General features: G+C 63.1%; 23 protein-coding genes. 18 read left to right on the top strand and 5 right to left on the bottom strand.

What is annotated here, in order from left to right:
• The first annotated feature begins 262 nt into the window (after window positions 1-262).
• Both ABGX75_RS12425 and ABGX75_RS12420 read left to right on the top strand, forming a co-directional pair.
• Entirely contained in the window at window positions 263-1,852 is a 1,590-nt protein-coding gene (locus ABGX75_RS12425) for a peptide chain release factor 3 (RefSeq protein WP_043558286.1), read from the top strand.
• A gap of 97 nt (window positions 1,853-1,949) precedes the next feature.
• Entirely contained in the window at window positions 1,950-2,717 is a 768-nt protein-coding gene (locus ABGX75_RS12420; RefSeq protein WP_347411433.1) for a TatD family hydrolase, read from the top strand.
• A gap of 11 nt (window positions 2,718-2,728) precedes the next feature.
• Here the strand turns inward: ABGX75_RS12420 and ABGX75_RS12415 are convergent, their stop codons facing one another.
• Window positions 2,729-3,775, bottom strand: a complete 1,047-nt coding sequence (locus tag ABGX75_RS12415) for a folate-binding protein (protein WP_347411432.1) — start codon at window positions 3,773-3,775, stop codon at window positions 2,729-2,731.
• Between the two features lie 188 nt (window positions 3,776-3,963).
• Here ABGX75_RS12415 and ABGX75_RS12410 point away from each other — a divergent pair, with 188 nt between their 5' ends.
• From ABGX75_RS12410 to ABGX75_RS12385, 6 genes are all read left to right on the top strand, one after another.
• A complete protein-coding gene (locus tag ABGX75_RS12410; protein ID WP_035409563.1) occupies window positions 3,964-4,155 on the top strand; it encodes a hypothetical protein in 192 nt (63 codons plus the stop codon).
• 20 nt (window positions 4,156-4,175) lie between these two features.
• Window positions 4,176-4,577 carry an OsmC family protein gene (locus ABGX75_RS12405; protein WP_011507130.1) on the top strand — a complete coding sequence of 134 codons (402 nt, stop codon included), beginning with the start codon at window positions 4,176-4,178 and terminating at the stop codon, window positions 4,575-4,577.
• Window positions 4,578-4,629: 52 nt separating this feature from the next.
• Window positions 4,630-6,660: an excinuclease ABC subunit UvrB gene (gene uvrB, locus ABGX75_RS12400; protein WP_110061421.1), complete on the top strand. Its 2,031-nt coding sequence runs from the start codon at window positions 4,630-4,632 to the stop codon at window positions 6,658-6,660.
• 260 nt (window positions 6,661-6,920) lie between these two features.
• Window positions 6,921-8,426 (top strand): fumarate hydratase, encoded by a 1,506-nt coding sequence (locus tag ABGX75_RS12395; protein WP_110061420.1) that lies wholly within the window; start codon window positions 6,921-6,923, stop codon window positions 8,424-8,426.
• A 91-nt stretch (window positions 8,427-8,517) separates the two neighbouring features.
• Complete coding sequence (gene cls / locus ABGX75_RS12390) at window positions 8,518-9,942, top strand: cardiolipin synthase (protein ID WP_035409572.1); 1,425 nt, start codon at window positions 8,518-8,520, stop codon at window positions 9,940-9,942.
• A 73-nt stretch (window positions 9,943-10,015) separates the two neighbouring features.
• Window positions 10,016-10,936: a LysR substrate-binding domain-containing protein gene (locus ABGX75_RS12385; protein WP_011507134.1), complete on the top strand. Its 921-nt coding sequence runs from the start codon at window positions 10,016-10,018 to the stop codon at window positions 10,934-10,936.
• A gap of 48 nt (window positions 10,937-10,984) precedes the next feature.
• On the opposite strand, the gene ABGX75_RS12380 is transcribed toward ABGX75_RS12385, so the two are convergent.
• Entirely contained in the window at window positions 10,985-12,088 is a 1,104-nt protein-coding gene (locus ABGX75_RS12380) for a bifunctional nicotinamide-nucleotide adenylyltransferase/Nudix hydroxylase (RefSeq protein ID WP_035409575.1), read from the bottom strand.
• Window positions 12,089-12,232: 144 nt separating this feature from the next.
• Here ABGX75_RS12380 and ABGX75_RS12375 point away from each other — a divergent pair, with 144 nt between their 5' ends.
• Window positions 12,233-13,192 (top strand): YihY/virulence factor BrkB family protein, encoded by a 960-nt coding sequence (locus tag ABGX75_RS12375; protein ID WP_347411431.1) that lies wholly within the window; start codon window positions 12,233-12,235, stop codon window positions 13,190-13,192.
• Window positions 13,185-13,457 (top strand): acylphosphatase, encoded by a 273-nt coding sequence (yccX, locus tag ABGX75_RS12370; protein ID WP_011507137.1) that lies wholly within the window; start codon window positions 13,185-13,187, stop codon window positions 13,455-13,457. Before ABGX75_RS12375 ends, yccX begins: the two co-directional genes overlap by 8 nt.
• 6 nt (window positions 13,458-13,463) lie before the next feature.
• On the opposite strand, the gene ABGX75_RS12365 is transcribed toward yccX, so the two are convergent.
• The 3 genes from ABGX75_RS12365 to ABGX75_RS12355 form a co-directional block, all read right to left on the bottom strand.
• Window positions 13,464-14,408, bottom strand: a complete 945-nt coding sequence (locus ABGX75_RS12365; RefSeq protein ID WP_347411430.1) for a nucleoside hydrolase — start codon at window positions 14,406-14,408, stop codon at window positions 13,464-13,466.
• A gap of 68 nt (window positions 14,409-14,476) precedes the next feature.
• Window positions 14,477-15,370 (bottom strand): ribokinase, encoded by an 894-nt coding sequence (locus ABGX75_RS12360; RefSeq protein WP_110061417.1) that lies wholly within the window; start codon window positions 15,368-15,370, stop codon window positions 14,477-14,479.
• Window positions 15,371-15,398: 28 nt separating this feature from the next.
• Window positions 15,399-16,340 carry a D-2-hydroxyacid dehydrogenase gene (locus ABGX75_RS12355; RefSeq protein WP_011507140.1) on the bottom strand — a complete coding sequence of 314 codons (942 nt, stop codon included), beginning with the start codon at window positions 16,338-16,340 and terminating at the stop codon, window positions 15,399-15,401.
• Window positions 16,341-16,559: 219 nt separating this feature from the next.
• On the opposite strand from ABGX75_RS12355, the gene ABGX75_RS12350 reads away from it, so the two are divergent.
• The 8 genes from ABGX75_RS12350 to tolQ all read left to right on the top strand — a co-directional run bounded on the left by ABGX75_RS12350 (window position 16,560) and on the right by tolQ (window position 22,949).
• Complete coding sequence (locus tag ABGX75_RS12350; RefSeq protein WP_011507141.1) at window positions 16,560-16,817, top strand: zinc ribbon domain-containing protein; 258 nt, start codon at window positions 16,560-16,562, stop codon at window positions 16,815-16,817.
• A 66-nt stretch (window positions 16,818-16,883) separates the two neighbouring features.
• Window positions 16,884-18,662 carry an aspartate--tRNA ligase gene (aspS, locus tag ABGX75_RS12345; protein ID WP_110061416.1) on the top strand — a complete coding sequence of 593 codons (1,779 nt, stop codon included), beginning with the start codon at window positions 16,884-16,886 and terminating at the stop codon, window positions 18,660-18,662.
• Between the two features lie 102 nt (window positions 18,663-18,764).
• A complete protein-coding gene (locus ABGX75_RS12340) occupies window positions 18,765-19,514 on the top strand; it encodes a YebC/PmpR family DNA-binding transcriptional regulator (protein WP_110061415.1) in 750 nt (249 codons plus the stop codon).
• Window positions 19,511-20,071 carry a crossover junction endodeoxyribonuclease RuvC gene (gene ruvC / locus ABGX75_RS12335; RefSeq protein WP_347411429.1) on the top strand — a complete coding sequence of 187 codons (561 nt, stop codon included), beginning with the start codon at window positions 19,511-19,513 and terminating at the stop codon, window positions 20,069-20,071. Before ABGX75_RS12340 ends, ruvC begins: the two co-directional genes overlap by 4 nt.
• An 80-nt stretch (window positions 20,072-20,151) precedes the next feature.
• A complete protein-coding gene (gene ruvA, locus ABGX75_RS12330; protein ID WP_035409600.1) occupies window positions 20,152-20,766 on the top strand; it encodes a Holliday junction branch migration protein RuvA in 615 nt (204 codons plus the stop codon).
• Between the two features lie 9 nt (window positions 20,767-20,775).
• Window positions 20,776-21,828: a Holliday junction branch migration DNA helicase RuvB gene (ruvB, locus tag ABGX75_RS12325; RefSeq protein ID WP_011507146.1), complete on the top strand. Its 1,053-nt coding sequence runs from the start codon at window positions 20,776-20,778 to the stop codon at window positions 21,826-21,828.
• Window positions 21,825-22,220, top strand: a complete 396-nt coding sequence (gene ybgC / locus ABGX75_RS12320) for a tol-pal system-associated acyl-CoA thioesterase (RefSeq protein WP_011507147.1) — start codon at window positions 21,825-21,827, stop codon at window positions 22,218-22,220. The genes ruvB and ybgC overlap by 4 nt, the downstream gene beginning before the upstream one ends.
• A gap of 39 nt (window positions 22,221-22,259) precedes the next feature.
• Complete coding sequence (tolQ, locus tag ABGX75_RS12315; RefSeq protein ID WP_035409602.1) at window positions 22,260-22,949, top strand: protein TolQ; 690 nt, start codon at window positions 22,260-22,262, stop codon at window positions 22,947-22,949.
• The last annotated feature ends 9 nt before the right edge of the window (window positions 22,950-22,958 follow it).

The raw sequence follows: 22,958 nt of genomic DNA, 5'->3' as shown, positions 1-22,958 counted from the left end.
GCAGTGAAACCGCTCAGCGCCGATGGTAGTGTGGGGCCTCCCCATGCGAGAGTAGGTCATCGTCAGGCATTTATCCCGGAAACCCCCGTTGGCCCAGGCCAGCGGGGGTTTTTTCGTGGGCGGGTGGTGCTGTGCCCCACGAGGTCAGGGCGCGAGGCCTACCCTCATGCGCGTCTAAGCAGTACAATTTGCGCCCAGTTACCATTCTCTCGGCTCGATGCATTTTCTGCGTCGAGCTGCCGCCAATCAGCGAAGTATATTGATGCCAGACACTCAGATCGCTCAAGAAGCGGGGCTACGCAGAACCTTTGCGATCATTTCGCACCCCGACGCCGGCAAGACCACCATCACGGAAAAAATGCTGCTGTTCGGCAATGCGATCCAGCTAGCCGGGTCGGTCAAGAGCAAGCGTGACGAACGTCACGCCACCTCCGACTGGATGAAGATGGAGCAGGAGCGTGGCATCTCGGTGACGACCTCGGTCATGCAGTTTCCCTACCAGGGCCGGATCGTCAATCTGCTCGACACGCCCGGGCACGAAGACTTTTCCGAGGACACCTACCGCACGCTGACGGCCGTGGATTCGGCACTGATGGTCATCGACGGCGCCAAGGGGGTCGAAGATCGCACCATCAAGCTCATGGATGTGTGTCGTTTGCGTACGACGCCGATCCTGACTTTCATCAACAAGATGGACCGAGACATCCGGGATCCGATCGAAGTGATGGATGAGGTCGAGACGGTACTGAACATTCAGTGTGCGCCCATGACGTGGCCGATTGGCATGGGGCGGCATTTTCGCGGCGTCTACCATCTCTACAACGATGTCATTCACCTCTACAAGCAGGGGCAGGGCAATCGCATTCCCGAGGATGTGCGCATCGAAGGTCTCGACAACCCCGAGGTCGACGAGACGCTGGGAGCGGATGCCGCTGACGAGCTGCGCATGGAAGTCGAGCTGGTGCGTGGTGCCTCGCATACCTTCGACCTCGAGGCCTATCGTCGCGGTGAACTGACGCCAGTGTATTTCGGCACCGCCATGGGCAACTTCGGGGTGCGCGAGATGCTCGATGGCTTCGTCGAATACGCGCCGGCGCCGTTGCCGCGCGACACCGACAAGCGCAGCGTAAAGGCCGATGACGAGCGCTTTACCGGTTTCGTCTTCAAGATCCAGGCCAACATGGATCCCAAACACCGTGACCGTGTTGCCTTCTTGCGCGTCTGTTCCGGGAAGTACGACAAGAACATGAAGATGCGCCACGTGCGGATCGGCAAAGACGTCAAGATTGCCGACGCGCTGACGTTCATGGCGTCCGATCGCTCGCATGTCGAGGAAGCCTGGCCCGGCGATATCATCGGCCTGCACAACCATGGCACGATCCAGATCGGTGACACCTTCACGCTCAACGAGGACATGCGCTTCACGGGGATTCCTCACTTCGCGCCCGAGTTGTTCAAGCGCGTGCGTCTGCGCGATCCGCTGAAGATGAAGGCCTTGCAGAAAGGGCTGACCCAGCTCTCCGAGGAGGGGGCGACGCAGGTCTTCATGCCGCTGGATAACAATGACCTGATCGTCGGCGCCGTGGGGTCGTTGCAGTTCGATGTGGTCGCTCATCGCCTGAAGCAGGAATATAAAGTCGACTGCCTGTATGAGCCCGTGAACGTGCAGACGGCGCGCTGGGTGTATTGCAACGACGCCAAGATGCTCGACGAATTCAAGCGCAAGGCCAGCACCAACCTGGCCCTGGACGGCGGGGGATACCTGACGTATCTGGCCCCGACGCGCGTCAACCTGCAGATGACGCAAGAGCGTTGGCCGGATGTCGAGTTCCGTGCCACCCGGGAGCATTGATGCAACGGCTTGACCGCCCGCTTTCCGCGTCTCGGAGCGACACGTCTTGCGCCAGACGCCATGGCGTGCCGCCAGGATAGCTGCAAGGGAGGGAATCATGTCTGCCCGGCTGATCGACGCGCATTGCCATCTCGATTTCGATGTCTTCGATGCCGATCGCGAGGACGTCATGTCGCGAGCGGCGGCGGTGGGCGTCGGTCATTTCATCGTGCCGGGGACGACACGCCGGCGCTGGCCGAACGTCGAACGGCTGGGGCGTCGGGAAGATGTCAGCGTATGTTTCGGGCTGCATCCCTATTTTCTCGATGCCCACGACGTGCGCGACCTCGAAGCGCTGGACACTCAGCTCGAAGCGTATCCCGACGCGGTCGCCATTGGCGAGTGCGGTATCGATGCACGGTTGTCGGACATCGACCGGCAATGGCAGCTGTTCGATGCACAGCTTCGCCTGGCGAAGCAGCGCCGCTTGCCTGTGGTGATCCACTGCGTGCAAGCCAACGATCAAGTCGCCAAACGCCTGCATCAACTCGATCTGCCCGCCGGCGGTCTGATCCATGCTTTTGCGGGGAGTCCCGAACAGGCGCGCCGATTTCTGGACGCGGGATTCGTCGTGGGCATAGGTGGTGCCTCCACCTATGAGCGTGCCCGGCGGCTGCACCGAGCCGTGCAGTCATTGCCGGACGATGGTTACGTGCTGGAAACGGATAGCCCCGACATACCACTGTCGGGATATCAAGGCCAGCGTAACGAGCCGTCGCATGTGCATGATATCTGTCACTGCGTCGCGGCGTTGAGAGATCAACCTTATGCCACGGTGGCGGCGCACAGCACCGCCACCGCACAGCGGCTTTTCAGGCTGGTGTAGCCAGGCGCTTCTCAAGCCTGGCCGGCCAGGCTCTCCGGATCGACACGCTCGACAGCATAGGGCAGGTCCAGGGGAGTGAGTGCATTGCCTTCGACGACCAGGGCCCGTGGCTCGTCGCGTTGCGTGATGACGGCCAGTACCTCGGTCTGCCCATCCGCGTCCAGTGCGGCGCTCAATACCTCGCCTTGCGACTTGCCTGCGGTGTCCTCGACAGGGGTGCCGGGGGCCGGCAAGACATGACTCGCCAGTCGGCCACGCTGCAGACGCTTCTTGACCTGCCCGCGGAAGTGCGCGCGTGCCACGACCTCCTGCCCGGTATAGCATCCCTTGCGGAAGCTGATGCCAGCCAGCGCTTCCCAATTGAGCATCTGAGGGAGATAGCTGTCTCGCTGAGCCGCGCCGAGCCAGGCGAGGCCGGCCTGGATGTCGTGCAGGCGCCACACCGCATTGCCCACCGCCGTCGTGGTGGGTTGCAGAGATTGCCAGGCCTCGAGTGCCGTCGCTTCCGGTGCAATGACCATGTAGCGCGCCACGGGACCCGGGTGGCGGAGCAATACCGCCTGACCGACTCGCTGCATCCCCCATGTCTCGGGAGGCGCGGTGGTGAAGTGGAATTCGAGCCGATCCGCGGCGTCCCGACCCATCACGCCGAATGTCCTGACCGCCGGTTGAGAGATCTCGACCTTGTAGAACGCTGCGTACTTGGCAAGCTGCTCGTGCAATGGCTCGATCAGCTCGCTGTCCAGCAGCAGCCAATAACGGCCTTCTTCCAGCCTCATCAATTGCCCGTTGGCCAGCATGCGGCCCTTGGGCGAGCAGAACGCCGTCAGGGGGGCGAAATCGCCATTGGCCAGCGTGACCTGGGCACTTGTCTGCCCTTGCAGGAAGCGCTCGGCATCGGCACCGGCGATTTCCATGATCGAGAATTGCGGCAGCGGGGCGAGCGCAGTGGTTTCCAGGGGGAGGTGGGCCTGGCCAGTCGCCTCACCGAAGCGCCACTCGTGCGTGGCCGATCGCACTAAGCCTTGAGCCTCGAGATGCTCGATCCAATCGTTCATGGAATAACTCCGTATCGCGAACGCGACGGTCACTCGACCGTATTCGAATGTCTGCGTCCAATATCAGGGTGATGAAGCGATTTTCCAACCGTCGCGGCGGTGACCGCATGCCATGATAAACTGTAGGCATCTGACGGCGGAGCCATCGCTCGCGTCGTCGCCGACGGACCCAAGCAGGAGAATGATCCATGGCTCGCATCGCGCTGACGTTCGAGGGTGTCGAGAGTGCCGAAGACGTCAATCGTATCACTACCGCCTTGATGGAAATGGATGGCGTCGAGGAGGCGGAAGTCGGTCGGCATGGTGCCGAGGTGGAAGGGCGTGTAAGGCGCGAGGCATTGCTGCGCACCGTGACCGCTCTTGGCTACAAGGCGCACTGAATGATTCACAGGAGACGGCAATGACGATCACGGTCACCACCCAGCGCGATGGTTCGCTGCGACAGCAGGCACGGATACATGATGTGGCGGAACTGGCGGTGGATGCGCCACGGGTCGTCGGTGGTGACGAAAGCGCGCCGGATCCGCATGACTATTTCGACCTTTCTCTAGGTGCCTGCAAGGCGATGACCGCCCTGATGTATGCACGACGCAAGGGACTGCCGGTCGAGACGATCACCGCCACGGTCGAGCGCGATGCCAGCGGGGAAGCACAGGGCCAGTATCGGCTCACCGTGACGCTGTCGTTCACGGGGATCGACGATCCCGAGACGAAGAACCGCCTTCTGGCCATCGCCGATCGCTGCCCGATACAACGGCTGATGACCGTCAGCGACGTGGAGATCACCACGCGGTCGGCCTGATCAACGTGGCTTTCGACTTGAAGGGTTCCCCTATCGACCTTATGTGAGACCCATGAGCAAACCCTTTCGTATTCAGTCGCAGTATCGGCCCGCGGGTGACCAGCCAGCGGCTATCGACGGCCTGATAAAAGGCTTCAATGCCGGGCTGGCGCATCAGACCCTGCTGGGGGTGACCGGCTCGGGAAAGACGTTCACCATGGCCAACGTGGTCGAGCGCCTGCAGCGCCCGACCATCGTGATGGCGCCCAACAAGACGCTGGCCGCCCAGCTTTATGGCGAGTTCAAGAGTTTCTTTCCCGACAATGCGGTGGAGTACTTCGTTTCCTATTACGATTACTACCAGCCGGAAGCCTATGTTCCCTCATCGGATACCTTCATCGAGAAGGACGCCTCGATCAATGACCATATCGAGCAGATGCGTCTTTCGGCCACCAAGGCACTGCTGGAGCGCCGCGATGCCTTGATCGTGGTCTCGGTCTCGGCGATCTACGGCTTGGGCGATCCCGATCAATATCTGAAGATGCGTCTGCACTTCAATCGCGGCGAGTTGATCGACCAGCGCACCTTCCTGCGACGTCTCGCCGAGTTGCAGTACACGCGCAACGACATGGACTTTCGGCGAGGGACGTACCGGGTCCGGGGCGATGTCATCGACATCTTTCCCGCCGATGCGGAAGACGAGGCCGTCAGGGTCGAGCTGTTCGACGACGAGATCGAGACGATCAGCCTGTTCGATCCTCTTACCGGGGAGGTGCGCGACAAGGTTCCGCGCATGACGATCTATCCCAAGAGTCACTACGTGACGCCTCGCGAGACGATTCTCGCCGCCGTCGAGGACATCAAGGTCGAGCTGGCCGATCGCCTGGCCTGGATGCGCCAGCATGACAAGCTCGTCGAGGCTCAGCGGCTCGAGCAGCGCACCCTGTATGACATCGAGATGATGCTCGAACTCGGGTACTGCAACGGCATCGAGAACTACTCGCGCTATCTGTCGGGACGGGAGCCCGGCGAAGCGCCGCCCACGTTCTTCGATTATCTGCCTGACGATACTCTGCTGTTCATCGACGAGTCCCACGTCAGCGTCCCGCAGGTGGGGGGCATGTACAAGGGCGACCGTTCGCGCAAGGAAACCCTGGTCGAGTACGGCTTCCGCTTGCCTTCGGCACTGGACAACCGTCCGATGAAGTTCGAGGAATGGGAGCGCATTTGCCCGCAAACCGCGTTCGTGTCAGCGACACCGGGCCCTTACGAAGCCGAGCATGCAGGGCAGGTGGTCGAGCAGGTCGTGCGGCCGACGGGGCTGGTCGATCCCGAAATCGAAGTCCGGCCGGCACAAACCCAGGTCGATGACCTGCTTTCCGAGATCAAGCTGCGAACCGACGTGGGCGAACGTGTCCTGGTCACGACATTGACCAAGCGCATGGCGGAGGATCTCACCGAGTATCTCGACGAGCACGACATTCGCGTGCGCTATCTGCACTCGGACATCGACACCGTCGAGCGGATCGAAATCATACGCGATCTGCGCCTGGGCAAGTTCGATGTGCTCGTGGGGATCAACCTGCTGCGCGAGGGGCTCGATATTCCCGAGGTCTCGTTGGTCGCGATTCTCGATGCCGACAAGGAAGGGTTCCTGCGTGCCGAGCGGTCGTTGATCCAGACCATAGGGCGTGCGGCACGCAACGCGCATGGTAAAGCCATTCTCTACGGAGACCGTGTCACCAACTCGATGCAGCGCGCCATCGACGAAACGGAACGGCGTCGCAACAAGCAGATCGCCTTCAACGAAGAGCACGGTATCACGCCCACGACGGTCACCAAGTCGGTTGCCGATATCATGGAAGGGGCCCAGACGCCCGGCAAGAAAGTCGGCCGCAAGCGTCCCGACAAGCGGGTTGCCGAAGCGCCTGGCGACTACAGCAGCGAACAGCTCAACCAGATGGATGCAGCGGGCCTCACGCGGGAAATCGGCAAACTGGAGGATGCCATGCACGAGGCGGCGCAGAACCTGGAGTTCGAAGAGGCGGCACGCTTGCGCGATCAATTGCAGTCGTTGAAGGCCAGGCTGCTCGAGCTGGGATGATCATGTATCGCTGATAGAGACAAAGGCCATGGGTATCTCCCCACGGCCTTTGTATAGATGGATGAAGTTCTGGTCCGTATGGAGATGAAGTGAAAACTTATACCGTTATCTACAATGCGCAAAGAGCCATTGCTTAGACTTTTGTCGGGGAGAATAGGGTGTGATACGACATTTAGGTATAATCCCGCGCTCATGAAAGCTCGCGTCGAGATGCCCTGACCATTCGCCGCGAGATGTTTTCCCCAAGGAGTCTTTCTCTCATGACCGTGATACGCCAGGACGATGTCATCCAGAGCGTGGCCGATGCCTTGCAGTTCATCTCTTATTACCACCCCAAAGATTTCATCGATGCCATGCACGAGGCGTATCAGCGTGAAGAAAACCCCGCTGCACGTGATGCCATCGCACAGATTCTGATCAATTCACGCATGTGTGCCGAGGGACATCGCCCCATCTGTCAGGACACCGGCATCGTGACCGTTTTCGTCGAGGTCGGGATGAATGTCCGCTGGGACGCGAGCATGAGCCTCGACGACATGATCAACGAGGGGGTACGGCAGGCATACCAGCATCCAGACAACGTCTTGCGCGCGTCGGTACTCGCCGATCCCGATGGCAAGCGCACCAATACGCGCGACAACACGCCGGCCGTCATTCACCACAAGCTGGTTCCCGGCGACAAGGTCGAGATTCATGTCGCGGCCAAAGGGGGCGGCAGCGAAGCCAAGTCCAAGTTTGCCATGCTCAACCCATCCGACAACGTCGCCGAGTGGGTGCTCGAACAGCTGCCCAAGATGGGCGCGGGCTGGTGCCCACCGGGCATGCTGGGTATCGGGATCGGCGGTACCGCCGAGAAAGCCATGGAACTCGCCAAGGAGTCTCTGCTCGACCCCATCGACATCCAGGCACTCAAGGCGAGGGGAGCCGAAACACGGGCCGAGGAGCTGCGCCTCGAACTCTTCGACCAGGTCAATCGCACGGGTATCGGCGCACAGGGCCTGGGTGGACTGACCACCGTGCTCGATATCAAGGTCAAGGATTATCCGACCCACGCGGCCAACAAGCCCGTGGCCATCATTCCCAATTGCGCGGCGACACGCCACGTCCACTTTACGCTGGACGGCAGTGGCACCGCATCGCTGCCCATCCCGACGCTCGACGACTGGCCGCAAATCACCCGCGAGGTCGGGGACAACGTCAAGCGCGTCAATCTCGACACGGTGACCGCCGAGGAGGCCGCTTCCTGGCAGCCGGGCGACACGTTGCTGCTCAACGGCAAGCTCTTGACCGGCCGCGACGCCGCACACAAGCGCATGGTCGACATGCTCTCCAAAGGAGAAGACTTGCCGGTCGATCTGCGCGGGCGCTTCATCTATTACGTAGGCCCGGTGGATCCGGTCGGCGATGAGGTCGTAGGCCCCGCCGGCCCCACGACGGCTACGCGCATGGACAAGTTCACGCGGACCATGCTGGAACAGACTGGCCTGCAAGGCATGGTCGGAAAGGCCGAGCGCGGACCCATGGCGATCGAAGCCATTCGCGACAATCGCGCCGTGTATCTCATGGCGGTCGGGGGTGCGGCCTATCTCGTCGCCCAGGCGATCAAGAAATCCCGCGTGGTAGCCTTCGAAGATCTGGGCATGGAAGCGATCTACGAGTTCGACGTGGAAGACATGCCCGTCACCGTGGCCGTTGACAGTCGCGGAGAGTCGGTTCATCAGACGGGGCCCGCCAAGTGGAAAGAGATCATCGCCGCGAGCGCCTGAAGCGTGAGATGATCACCCGTGCCAGGCCCCGCACTCGCGGGGCCTGATCTTTAGCCGCCGAGCGATTGCGAGGGGCCAGGGAGGCGCCATCATGACATCCGGGGTAATTGGCATCCTGATCGTTGTCATCCATGTGCTGGGTGTGCTGTCCGCGCTCATGGCGCTGATGTCGAGCCGTACCTCGCAGGGCGCCGTGGCCTGGATCGTCACATTGCTGACGTTCCCTTATCTGGCGGTGCCCATCTACTGGATTTTCGGCCGCCCCCGTTTCTACGGTTACACCTCCGCGCGCGGTGAGCGTGACAGCGTATTGCGTCAGGTGCTGTTACGCTTCCGGCCGCGTCTGGAGCCTTATTTCTCGCGTCCCTCGCATGATGTCGCCCGCATCCAGGCAGTGGAGCGTCTGGCGATGATGCCCATGAGTACCGGCAATCGGGCGGAATTGCTCATCGACGGTGAAGCGACCTTCAAGAGCCTGTTGGCAGGGATCGATTCGGCGCGAGAGTACATCCTCGTCCAGTTCTTCATCTTCCGCGCCGATGAAATCGGCACGCTGTTCAAGCAGCATTTGATCCAGCAAGCCGAGCGCGGCGTTCGCGTCTGCCTGCTTTACGATGAAATCGGCAGCCGCAGCCTGTCCAGTGGCTACCTGCGCGAACTGTCGGAAGCGGGCGTCGAGGTCACGGCCTTCAACTCCTCGCGTGGATGGCGTCATCGCTTCCAGATCAATTTCCGCAACCACCGCAAGATCCTGGTCGTCGATGGACGGGAAGGATGGACGGGCGGCTTCAACGTGGCCGACGAGTACCTGGGGCGCGTCCCGCGATACGGCCCCTGGCGCGATACGCATCTCAAGCTGACCGGCCCGAGCGTGATGGGATTGCAGGAAGCCTTCTGGGAGGACTGGTACTGGGCGACCGGCGACATTCTGTCGCTGGAGTGGGAGCCCTCGGTCACCTGTAACGAATGCCAGCATGTGGTTATCGTCCCCTCGGGCCCCGCGGACCGCTGCGAGACAGCCAGCCTGTTGATCCAGCACGTGATCCACGGGGCGCACGAGCGCCTTTGGGTGACCAGCCCCTATTTCGTCCCCGACCAGGGGGTGCAGGACGCACTGAAGCTGGCGGCGTTGCGCGGCGTCGACGTGAGAGTGATGATCCCGGAGCGTCCCGATCATCTGCTGGTCTTTCTCTCGGCCTTTTCTTTCTTGCCGGAGATGATCCGTCATGGCGTACGGATCTTTCGCTACCAGCCGGGCTTCTTGCATCAGAAAGCGGTGCTGGTCGACGACCATACCGCGCTGCTGGGATCGGTCAATCTCGACAATCGCTCGTTTCGGCTCAATTTCGAGATCACTGCCTATATTCCCGACGCGGCCTTCGCACACGATGTCGAGACCATGCTGCTGCACGATTTCGAATCATGTCGCGAGGTCACGCTGCAGGAACTCGACGACAGGCCTGCATGGCGCAAGCTGGTCTCGCGCGCCGCCTATTTGCTGGCTCCGATACAATGAGTGAAGCATGACGACGTCGCATCGCCAGGTCCATGTCATCCATCCACCATGCCCGCCGTGATCAGGAGTGCCGGTGAACCTTGAAACCAAGTGGCTCGAAGATTTCGTCGCCCTCGCCAATACCCGCAGCTTTTCCGCCTCGGCACGGCAACGTCACGTCACGCAGCCGGCCTTCAGTCGTCGCATTCGCTCCCTGGAGCAGGCCGTAGGCGCAACGCTGGTCGACCGCTCCACGACGCCCATCGGTCTGACACCGGAAGGGCAGTTGTTCCTGGTCACGGCGCGCAGCATGGTCGAGCAGTTGAGCGAATGCCTCGCGCATCTGCGCGGTCTGTCGATGGCCAACGAAGCGCTCGATATCGTCGCCGCGCACTCCCTGGCGCTGACCTTCTTTCCGCACTGGATTTCGCGCCTGCAGAAAGGCGTCGGCGAACTGCCCACACGACTGGTGGCCATGAACGTCGGCGATGCGATCCACGTGCTGCGCGAGGGGAACTGCGACCTGATGCTGGCGTACTACGATCCCTATGCCAGCATGCAGCTCGATGCCGAGGCCTTTCCGTCGTTTTCCATCGGCCAGGTCAACATGCTGCCGGTCTGCGTGCCGGATACCGACGGCGCTCCGCGCTTCTCGCTGGATGACGATACGGCAGGCGTTCCCTTCCTCGCCTACACCCAGGGGGCTTTCCTGGGACGTAGCGTGCGCATGCTGCTCAAGAACGATCCGCTGCGAATGCGCCTGAAGACCGTCTACGAGACCGCCATGGCGGAAGGGCTCAAGGGCATGGCGCTGCAAGGCGTGGGCATGGCATGGATCCCCGATTTCTGCATTCGCGAGGAACTGGCCTCGGGGCGCCTGGTTCGCGCGGGGGGCACGCAGTGGGACATCCCGCTGGAAATTCGCCTCTATCGCTGCTCGCTGGTGCACAAGCCCGGTGTCGAGAAGCTCTGGCGGCAGATGATGAAGCTGCCGCGCGATTTCCTCCAGGCGTAACGTCCCGAGCGGTATCGCCCTGGGCCGGACGAGGAGGGCGCGAGGCGCTCAGGGCGTGGCCATGCCCGCCGGCAGACCCAGAAAGTTTTGTATGATGAAGAAGTGATCCTCGAACAGGGTTTCGGGATCGAGATCGGCCAGTGCCACCCAGTGCGCATGTTCGCCGCTGGGCGAGGGCTTGAGCCGCGGGAGGCGCTGTTCGGGGCGCAACGCGAAGTAAAAGGCCTGCGCCAGGGTGCGTCCACGCCAGCTGCGATGCGGCTCGTCGAACAACCGTTGACCGCGTAACGACCCCTTGAGAACGGCTTCGGGGATCTTGAGACGCACCCGCTCGCGCAATTCACGCAGGCAGGCGTCCAGCAAGCGCTCCTGGGGCTGGATGAAGCCACCGGGCAGGGCCAGCAATCCCTTGCCGGGCGCGGCGCGGCGTTCCACCAGCAGCACATGACCGGATTGCACCACGACGGCGTCGACGGTCACGAAAACGGGCGGGTAGGGCGCATCCGCCCAGGCCTCGCGGTATTGCTCGAACAGCCGTTGTTCTTCCCATAGCTGCTCGCAGGCCGAGGTTGCCAGGAAGCGCTGCAAGGCGTCGTTGACGGCCGGCGGCAGGCCATTGGCCTGACCCCGTGCCAGATGGGCCTGGGCCGAGGCCGGCCCCCGGAACAGTGCATCGCGGATCTGGCTGGCCGAGACATCGCTGACCGGCGGCACGCTCACCGATTCCCACTGGGGAAACAGCGAGAGGTAATAGCTCGACTGGCCGCGGCTGGCTCCGATCAGCCCGATGCGCGGCAGGCGTCCCTGCTGGGGGATGACGACATCGCGGACGTGGCGCTGCACATCGCGCACCCATACGTCATCGTTGTAGAGCGCATCCAGCAACGGCGTGATTTCCAGTCGGGCGTTGTCTTCGTCATCGAAACACGCGCGGAGCATGTCGCGACGCTCCTCGAAGCGCCAGGGGTTGCGCAGCGAACGCGCCTGCCAGGCGGAGCCTGCCATGACGATCACCTGGCGTGCTTGACGCAAGGCCTCGCGAATCACGGTCAGGTGGCCATGATGCGGGGGCTGGAAGCGCCCGATGAAGACGAGGCAGTCGAAGGCGTAAACGGATTCCGGCGTGGTGGGCATCGAAGTGGCGTTGGACATGAAGGCTCCTGCAACGGGCCGCGTCATTATGAGCAGAGGGTCGAGGCACTGCAACACGCGGAGCAGGCCCCGATCGCGTTACGCTATGCTGATGCAGCGTGGCCATTGCATGCCAAGCCATCCTCTTTTCGACAAGGAGTGTCCGTGATCAATCTCTCTCCCCGCTATTGGGGCCGTATCGTTGGCAACGCCGGAAAATTGTGGCTGGAGCACAATGCGTTCAGTTACGCCGGCTCCCTGGCGTTCTATACGCTGTTTTCACTGGCGCCGACCATCATCATTGCCGTGACCGTGATAGGCCTGATATTGGGAGAAGAAGCGGCTCAGGGGCAGATCGTCGCCCAGTTGCAGGACACCATGGGTCAGGATGCCGCCACGGCGGTGCAGCAGGCGGTCGCCCAGTCGCGTCTCGAGAGTTCCGGCCTGTTGCCGACCCTGCTCGGGATAGGGGCCCTGGTGGTGGGGGCGACGACGGTGTTCGCGCAGATGCAGTTTTCGCTCAACACCCTCTGGGGGGTCACGGCACGCCCCGATCGCAACAGCGTTCTGCTGTTCATCAAGCAACGCATGCTGTCGCTCACGGTGGTCCTGGCGGTCGGTTTCATCCTCATGGTGTCACTGGTGCTGGGCGTGCTCCTGAGGGCCTTCTTCATGTATGCCAGCGACTGGGTGCCGGGCGTCAATGCACTGCTCGGAGGCGCCGAGTTCATCGTCTCGCTGGCGGTGATCGCCTTGTTCTTCGCTGCAATCTTCAAGGTCCTGCCGGATGTCGTGGTCAGCTGGCGGGATGTTATGGTCGGCGCCATCGTCACGGCGGTACTGTTCGCGATCGGCCGTTACGGCATTGCCGCGTACCTTGCCTATACTGCCACGGCATCGACCTACGGCGCGGCGGGGTCGGTGGTGCTGATCTTGCTGTGGGTCTACTACAGCTCGTTGATCCTGCTCTACGGCGCCGCCTTCACCCGAACCCATCTCGAAGCTCGCGGCAAGCGCGTGATGCCGCGCAACTCGGCGGTACTGGTCAAGCGCGAACTGATCGATGCCCAGGGCAACACCGCCCTGGGCGGAAACAAGAACGGTGAAGGAGAGAGCCATGCATGATCGGTGTCTCAAGGCCTGGGTGACCGGACGCGTGCAGGGCGTGGGATTTCGCGCGGCCACCCGCGATCAGGCGCTGACCGCCGGTGTGACCGGCTACGCTCGGAACCTTCCCGACGGTCGCGTCGAAGTGCTCTTGTGCGGCGAGTCGTCGGCGGTGGATCGTGTCGTGCGCTGGCTATGGCAAGGGCCGCCAGCGTCACGGGTCACGCATGTCGAATGCGAGCAGGCCGAGGATCCACCACCCGGCACGTTCGAGCTCGGTTGACGACCGTCAGGCCGTCAGGGTGTCGACGATCCACGCGACGACAGCGTCGCCGTCGGCGTTCATGCACACCTCGACGAGGGGCGTGCGCGACCAGCGCGGGTCGATGAAGGCACGCTCCTGCGGGGCGAACAGCGTCTGGCCCTCGGCATCCCCCTCGGTCACGACGCTCAAGTGGCCACGCACGCTGGTGAAGAGTTCCGGGCGCATCAGCCAGGCCAGGGCGCAGCTGTCATGCGGACAGCACCCGTCGATATCGAGTGCATTGCGGTAAAACGCGCGATAGAACGCATAGCTGCCCGCCAGTACCTCCCCGAGCCTGCCTTGCGCGGCAGCGATCCTGTCCATGTGCGCGGGTCCCAGGACGCAGCGATGCGTGGCGTCCAGTCCCACGAGGGTCAGCGGCCAGCCCGCCGTCAGCACCCGTGCCGCCGCGTGTGGATCGTTGAAAATATTGGCTTCGGCGACGGGCGTGACATTGCCACCCTCGCGAATCGAGCCCCCCATGACCACGACCTGCTTGACCCGATCGACGATGCCCGGATCGAGTTGCAATGCCGCCGCCAGATTGCCCAGAGGGCCGACGGCGACCAGCGTGATCTCGCCCGGACGGGCGTTCACTTGCTCGACGATGAACTGGGCGGCGCAGATCGTCTCGGCATGTCCCTGTGCGTCGGGCAGCACATGGTTGCCGAGTCCGTTGTCGCCGTGAATATGCGTCGGAGCCGGGTGCTTGGGCTTGACCAGCGGCCCTGCGGCACCTTGTGCGACGGGGACTCGCTGGCCGGCGAGCTCGGCCAGCAGCAGGGCGTTGTGGGTGGCGGTGTCGATGTCGACATTGCCATAGGTCGTGGTCATGCCCAGCAGCTCGATCTCGGGATGTGCCAGCGCAATGGCGATGGCCTGGGCATCATCGACGCCGGGGTCGGTATCGAAAATCAGTGGAACGGTCATGCGAATCCTTTTGCTGTACAGGAGACTCCAGAAACGGATTTCAGAGGCGTCATACGCTGCCTCGACGGTTATTCATGGAAGGACGCCGCGACGTCGCTGGCCAGCGGAATGCTGGGCGCGGCACCGGCTCGCTGTACGCACAATGCAGCGGCGGCGCTGGCTTCGCGCAGACACGTATCGATGGACGCTTCGCGCTGGCGGGCGGCCATGAAATAACCGATGAAGGTGTCGCCGGCGGCGGTCGTGTCGACCGCTTCGACCGGCAGGGCGGGCAAGGCCAGACGCTGCTCGCCCCACTGATAGCAGACGCCATCGCGCCCCAGGGTCAGCACCAGCTCGACATCGGGCAACCGTCGTGACAACACGTCCAGGAGTGCGTCGACCTCGGCATTGTCTTCGAGCCCCGCCAAGGCCGCCGCCTCGCCTCGATTGAGAAACAGCACCTGGCACAGTTCCAGCGGCAGCGAATGCACGTTGGCACCGAGCGGCGCGGGATTGAACGCGATGCGCATGCCGTGGCGCGCGGCCAGCGTCATGACAGTGCCCAGGGCGTTGCATTCGTTCTGCAGCAGCAGCCAGTCGCCCGGCTGCACCGAGGTCATCAAGGCCTCGATATGACGCTCGCTGAAGCCGTGATTGGCGCCCGGGTTGAGAATGATGGCGTTTTCGGCGTGATCGTCGACCTGGATGATGGCGTGCCCGCTGGCATCGGCGGTGAGTTCGATGAGCGAGGTGTTGACGCCGGCGCGGGCAAGGGTCTCAAGCGCCCAGCGATCGCCTTGCGAGAGACGTCCCCAGTGCGTGACCTCGCCACCCGCACGTGCCATGGCCAGCGATTGATTGGCGCCTTTCCCGCCCAGCACCTGGGTATAGCTCTGACTCGACAGCGTTTCACCGGGTCTCACCAGATGGCTGACGCGGTAGACATGGTCGATGTTGATGGAACCGTAATTGTAAAGCATGCAAGCTCCTGGCCTTTAGCCTCCTGGATCAAGCGCGCGAGGCGAGCCAGTGGCGCAGGTTGTCAACGGTCAGACGCACGACGTTGGCACGCGCTTCCGGCGAGATCCACGCACTGTGCGGCGTCACGATGAGGTTATGGCCTTCCTGCAGCGCGTCGATGAGTGCATGCCCCTCGCGCGGCGGCTCGTCGGGCAGGCTGTCGACGCCCAGGCCTCCCAAGGTACCGTTGCGTAGCGCGTCCAGCGCGGCGCTTTCATCTATGATACCGCCCCGCGCGCAATTGAGCAGCAAGGCACCTGGCTTGAACCGTGCCAGCATGTCGGCATCCACGAGGTGACGCGTCTCGTCGTTCAGCGGACAATGCAGGCTGAGCACATCGAGTTCTCCCGCCAGGGACGCCAGGGCGGGGCGTGAGTCGTGCGCTTCATTGCCGGGGCGCGCGGCGAAGGTGACACGCATGCCGAACGCCTCGGCCAGATGGGCCACGGCACGTCCGAGTTCGCCGTGTCCGACGATGACGAGGTGCTTGCCGGCCAGTTGCAGGGTGCGGTGGTCGAGCAGGCAGAACATGGGGCTGTCGTTCCAGCGCCCGGCGGCGACGTCGCGCATGTAAAGGGGGAGACGGTTGGCCAGCGCCAGCATGAGCATCAACGTATGCTGGGCCACGCTGGCCGTGCCGTAGGCCGTGACATTGCGCACCTCGATGCCACGGGCCTTGGCGGCTTGCATGTCGATATTGTTGGTGCCCGTGGCCAGCACACAGATCAGTTCGAGATCGGGCAGGGCGTCGATCAATTCGGCATCGATGACGACCTTGTTGGTGAGCGCCACGGTGGCGCCGGCAAGGCGCGCCTGGCGTTCCTCGCGCGCGGTGTGTGCATGGACCTCGAGCGTGTCCACCGCCTCGTGCAGAGGCGTGAGGTCTATGTCGTCGCCCAGGGTGGCGGCATCGAGAATCACGGCTTTCATGCAACGTCCTTTTTCTTTTCGGGAGACAGGAGCGCCCGAGGGCAGGGTAACGGGGGCAATGATATCGAACGCGGATACGCCTTGCCCGTCGGGTGCCGCTACACGCTATAATGTGCGGCTTTCGAGAGAGGCTTGGAAAGTGCGATCTCCGGCCCTATATCCCTGCCACCGCGCGAGTGGCGCGCGGGCGCTTTCTTGATGACATGAATGGTGAGAACCATGCCCATCTACGAGTATGAGTGCAAGGCCTGTGGCCATCGCCTGGAAAAGCTGCAAAAAGTCAGTGCTGCCGCGTTGACCGATTGCCCGAGCTGCGAGCGCGCCGAGTTGTCACGCTTGATATCCGCGGCCGGCTTTCGCCTGGCCGGTGGCGGCTGGTACGAAACCGATTTCAAATCGGGGCAAAAGCGCAATCTGGCAGGGGACGGCGGTGCCACGTCCGCCCCTGCCGATACCGGCGGCAAGACGCCGGCCTGACGCATTCGGCGCCGTACGGGCGGCGCCGAATCGCCCCATGAGACAAGCAACGAAACAGGATCAGACATGCGCAGTCACTATTGCGGTCAGTTGAACGAAACCTTGGTGGACGAGGAAGTCGCATTGTGCGGCTGGGTGCATCGTCGTCGCGATCACGGGGGGGTGATTTTCCTCGACCTTCGCGACCGCGATGGCATCGCCCAGGTCGTCGTCGACCCCGATACGCCCGAGGCGTTCGCCAATGCCGATCGCGCCCGCAACGAGTTCGTGCTGCGCATACGCGGACGTATTCGCCTGCGTCCCGAGGGCACGCAGAATGCCCACATGCCGACCGGCATGATCGAGGTGCTGGCCAAAGAAGTCGAGGTGCTCAACACCGCCGCGACACCGCCGTTCCAGCTCGACGAGCACGGCAAGGTCGGCGAGGAAATACGCCTCAAGCATCGCTACATCGATCTGCGCCGTCCGGAGATGATCGACAAGCTGCGCCTGCGCTCACGCATCACGCACAGCGTGCGTGCCTATCTCGAGGGCCAGGGGTTCCTCGACATCGAGACGCCGATCCTGACACGCGCCACGCCGGAAGGCGCGCGCGACTACCTGGTGCCCAGCCGTACCCACGCCGGCGAGTTCTTCGCCTTGCCGCAATCGCCGCAACTGTTCAAGCAGTTGCTGATGGTCTCGGGGTTCGATCGCTACTACCAGATCGCCAAGTGTTTCCGTGACGAGGACCTGCGCGCCGATCGTCAGCCCGAATTCACGCAGATCGACATCGAGGCATCGTTCGTCGAGGAAAGCGACATCATGTCCCTCACCGAAGACATGATCCGTCGCCTGTTCCAGGACGTGCTCGATGTCGAACTGCCGGCATTTCCGAAGATGCCTTACAGCGAAGCGATGAATCGCTATGGCTCCGACAAGCCGGACCTGCGGATTCCGCTGGAACTGATCGACGTCGACGACCTGATGCAGGGCGTCGACTTCAAGGTGTTCTCCGGTCCGGCGAAGGCCGAGGACGGCCGCGTGGCGGCGCTCAAGGTCACCGGTGGCGCCACGTTGTCGCGCAAGGAAATCGACGCCTACACGGACTTCGTGAACATCTACGGCGCCAAGGGGCTGGCCTGGATCAAGGTCAACGAGCGTGCCAAGGGCATTCAGGGGCTGCAGTCGCCGATCGTCAAGTTCATGGAAGACATCATCGAGTCGTTGCTCGACCGGGTGGGCGCCGAGGATGGCGACATCATCTTCTTCGGTGCCGACAAGGCACGCATCGTCAATGAGGCGCTGGGGGCCCTGCGCGTCAAGCTGGGCGAGGACCTCGACCTCTACACCCAGGCGTGGGCGCCGTTGTGGGTCGTCGACTTCCCCATGTTCGAAGCCGACGACAACGGCCGTCTGGCCGCCTTGCACCATCCGTTCACCGCGCCGTCGTGCACGCCGGAAGCCTTCAAGGCGGACCCCGCCAATGCGCTGTCGCGGGCCTACGACATGGTCCTCAACGGCACCGAGCTGGGCGGCGGCTCGATCCGTATTCATGACCAGACGATGCAGCGTGCGGTCTTCGAGGTGCTGGGCATCGGCGAGGAAGAGGCCGACGAGAAATTCGGCTTCCTGCTCGATGCCCTCAAGTTCGGTGCGCCGCCCCACGGTGGTCTGGCCTTCGGCCTCGACCGGCTGGTCATGCTGATGAGCGGTGCCAGAACGATTCGCGAAGTGATCGCTTTCCCCAAGACGCAAAGCGCGGCTTGCCTGATGACCGACGCCCCGGGCGAGGTCAGTGCCGAGCAGCTCAAGGAGCTCAACATTCGCCTGCGTCAAAAGGCGCAGAACAACGGCGACGTCTGACGGAGGCCGCACGTCCTGCGTCCTTCTCGTTTTCCCGGCGTCCTCGGGCGCCGGGTGTCCTGCAAACCGCGAACGCCTGTATTTCCAAGGAGTGACGTCGACATGGCAGGCCATAGTAAATGGGCGAACATCAAGCACCGCAAGGCCGCCCAAGATGCCAAACGCGGCAAGATCTTCAGCAAGTTGATCCGTGAACTGACCGTTGCTTCCCGCCAGGGCGGCGGTGAAGTGGCGGACAATCCCCGCTTGCGTGCTGCCATCGACAAGGCGCTGGCCAACAACATGACCAAGGACACCATCCAGCGCGCCATCGAGCGCGGCGCCGGCAATACCGACGGCGACGAGATGGAAGAGACCGTCTACGAGGGTTACGGCCCCGAGGGGGTCGCCGTGCTGGTCGAATGCATGACCGACAATCGCAATCGCACGGTGTCCGACGTGCGGCATGCCTTCAGCAAGAACGGCGGCAATCTCGGTACCTCGGGGTCGGTGGCATTCATGTTTCATAAGCAGGGGCGACTGACCTTGCCCGAGGGTGTCAGCGAGGAAACGGCGATGGAGGCCACGCTGGCCGCCGAGCCCGAAGACATCGTCACGCAGACCGACGGCACGCTGGAGATCGTGACCTCGCCGGAGCGCTTCGGCGCGGTGAAGGACGCGCTGCTCGAGGCGGATATCGAGCCCGTCGCCAGCGATGTGGGCCTCTACCCCGACAACTACACGTCGATCGACGATGTCGAGACAGCGCGCAAGGTCCTCAAGCTGTTCGACATGCTCGAGGATCTCGACGACGTGCAGAACGTCTATTCCAACGCCGATTTCTCGGACGCTGTCATGGCGGAACTCGAGTGACGGGCGAGGGCACGGCGACCATCCTGCTGGGCATCGACCCCGGCTCGCGCATCACCGGCTATGGCGTCGTCGATGTCGCCACGCCCATCCCACGCTACGTGGCCAGCGGCTGCATCCGCATCAAGAGCGACCAGTTGGCCCAGAAACTCGCGCAAGTCTATGCCGGCATCGGCGAGTTGATCGGCCTGCATCGCCCGCACGAGATCGCCATCGAGCAGGTCTTCATGTCGAAGAACGCCGACTCCGCGCTCAAGCTGGGGCAGGCACGCGGCACGGCGATCGTCTGCGCCGCCAACCATGGCCTCGAGGTATTCGAGTACGCCCCCACCCAGATCAAGCAGGCCATCACCGGCACCGGTGCGGCGACCAAGGAGCAAGTGCAGCACATGGTCACCGCAATCCTAGGCCTCGATGGCGTGCCGCAGGCCGATGCGGCCGATGCACTGGCCATCGCCTTGACGCATGCCTATGCGCGCCAGGGACGTTCGTTGCCGCCCTCGCGAGGGCGTCGTCGCAGCGGGTCGCGCCAGCGTTGGCGCGACTTCCGCCCGAGCTGAGGCGGGCTGCGTCGGGCGCTGGTCAGTGGCGGGGTGGATCAGTATAGTGTCAAGCCAGTCAATCGAAGGATTCGATGTGCATGATCGGACGCTTGCGTGGCACCCTGCTGGAGAAACAACCGCCGTGGATCGTGGTCGATGTCGGCGGTGTCGGCTATGAGCTGGAAACTTCCATGACCACCTTGCTGGCCCTGCCGGGGCCAGGCGAGGAAGTTCAGCTGCATACGCATCTGGCGGTGCGCGAGGACGCGCATCTCCTCTACGGCTTCGCGCGAGGCGACGAGCGGCAACTGTTCCGTGCCCTGATCAAGGTCAATGGCGTCGGCCCCAAGCTGGCGCTGGCGATTCTCTCGGGCATGGACCAGGAAGCCTTCATCCGCTGCGTCATGGAAGATGACATCAAGGCGCTGACGCGCCTGCCGGGTGTCGGCAAGAAAACCGCCGAGCGGCTGGTGGTGGAAATGCGTGATCGCTTTCCGCACTGGCAGCTCGAGCAGGAAAACGGGCTGCACGCTCTCGAGCTGGGCGCCTCGCCGACCACTGCCGCACCCGATCCCCAGGCCGATGCCGAATCGGCGCTGGTGGCCCTGGGCTACAAACCCACCGAAGCCTCGCGCATGCTGTCCGGGCTCGATGACGGCCTCTCGACAGAGGGCCTGATCAAAGCTGCGCTGGCCCGCAAGCTGGCTGGCTAAGGACCGCGAATGATCGACACCGACCGTTTGATCGCGGCGCAACCTCAAGGCAGCGAGGTGCACGTGGATCATGCCATTCGTCCGCGTCGTCTTGCCGAGTACATCGGTCAGCCCCGCGTCCGCGAGCAGCTGGATATCTTCATCAGCGCCGCGCGCAAGCGGGGCGACAGCCTCGACCACACCCTCGTCTTCGGCCCGCCCGGCCTGGGCAAGACCACGCTGGCCAATATCATCGCCGCCGAGATGGATGTCGATATCAAGTCGACCTCCGGCCCCGTGCTCGAACGCGCGGGCGACCTGGCCGCCATGCTGACCAACCTCCAGGCCGGCGACGTCCTGTTCATCGACGAGATCCATCGTCTGCCCGCTTCCGTCGAGGAAGTGCTTTACCCGGCGATGGAGGACTACCAGCTCGATATCATGATCGGGGAGGGGCCCGCGGCGCGCTCCATCAAGCTGGACCTGCCGGCCTTCACGCTGGTCGGCGCCACGACACGCGCCGGCTTGCTCACGTCGCCGCTGCGCGACCGCTTCGGTATCGTCCAGCGCCTCGAGTTCTACGCCGTCGAGGAACTCACCGAGATCGTCGTGCGCTCGGCTCACTTGCTGGGCGTCGACGCCGAGCGCGACGGTGCCGCCGAAATCGCCCGGCGCGCGCGGGGCACGCCGCGTATCGCCAATCGCCTGTTGCGTCGTGTGCGTGACTTCGCCGAAGTGCGTGGCGATGGCCGGCTGACCGCAGCCATCGCCGACCAGGCGCTCAACATGCTGCACGTCGATCGCCACGGGCTCGATCACATGGATCGGCGCCTGCTGATGGCGATGATCGAGAAATTCGACGGTGGCCCCGTGGGGGTCGACAGTCTCGCCGCGGCCATCAGCGAGGAACGCGACACGATCGAGGATGTCCTAGAGCCGTACTTGATCCAGCAGGGCTTCATGATGCGAACGGCGCGCGGGCGCGTGGTCACTCGCTCGGCCTATGAACATTTCGGCTTGACGCCGACCGACGCCGTCGCGACGGCCGTTCCCCTCACGCCCCCCGGAGAAAGCGACGCATGAGCGACTTCACGCATACGGTAAAGGTGTACATCGAAGACACCGATGCCGGGGGCATCGTCTATTACGTCAATTATCTCAAATACATGGAGCGGGCACGCAGCGAGTGGCTCAACCACCACGGCCTGACCCAGCGTGACTTGCTGGGCCAGGGTATCCAGTTGGTCGTGCATCGCCTGGAGTGCCGTTATGCCAAGCCCGCCCATCTCGACGACGAATTGCACGTCAGTGCCGATGTCGTCGAATCCACTGCCTGTCGCGCGACATTCGAACAGACAGTGACACGTCGCGGGGAACGATTGTGCGAGGCCAGGGTGGACATCGTCTGCCTCGAGGCCTCTCGGCTAAAACCCGTGCGTTGGCCGGATGCCCTGCATTCCGTCATGCTCGGATAACCAAGCGAAACGAACTCTCAAAGCGACACGAGGACTGCCGTGAACGACTCCATGTCCATCCCGCATCTGATCATGAACGCCAGCCTGGTCGTTCAGTTGGTCATGCTTCTTCTGCTGGCGGCTTCCGTCGCCTCCTGGATCGTGATTTTCCAGCGCGGCTTCGCCCTGCGGCGTGCCGAAAAGGCCTATCGGGACTTCGAGGATCGCTTCTGGTCCGGCGTGGATCTCAATGAACTCTACCGCGAACTGCCCGCCGAGCAGGAATCGCTTGGCGCGGAACACGTCTTCCGCTCCGGTTTCCGCGAGTTCAACCGCCTGATGGCCAAGACCCAGAGTACCGAGGCGGTTCTCGAAGGGGTGCAGCGCGGTCAACGGGTCGCGCTTTCCCGCGAAGAAGATCGTCTGCAGCTGCATCTGACCTTCCTGGCTACCGTGGCCTCGGCCAGCCCCTACATCGGTCTTTTCGGTACCGTATGGGGCATCATGGGCTCGTTCCAGAGCCTGTCCATGGCCCAGCAGGCCACGCTTTCCACGGTCGCGCCATGGATCGCGGAAGCGCTGGTAGCCACGGCCATGGGGCTGTTCGCCGCGATCCCCGCCGTGATTTTCTACAACCGGCTTTCTGCCCATGCGACGAGGCTTCTCGGCAAATACGAAAACTTCGCCGAGGAATTCCACGCCATCCTGCATCGAAACCTGCAGGGACGCAGCGAACGCGCGGCATCCTGAGGGAGGAAG

Origin of the sequence: Chromohalobacter sp. (assembly GCF_039830575.1) — a bacterium.
In the GTDB taxonomy this organism is placed as follows: Bacteria; Pseudomonadota; Gammaproteobacteria; order Pseudomonadales; family Halomonadaceae; genus Chromohalobacter; species Chromohalobacter israelensis.
Note: the sequence above shows the minus strand (reverse complement) of the source record. Positions and strands in the feature narration are given on the sequence as shown.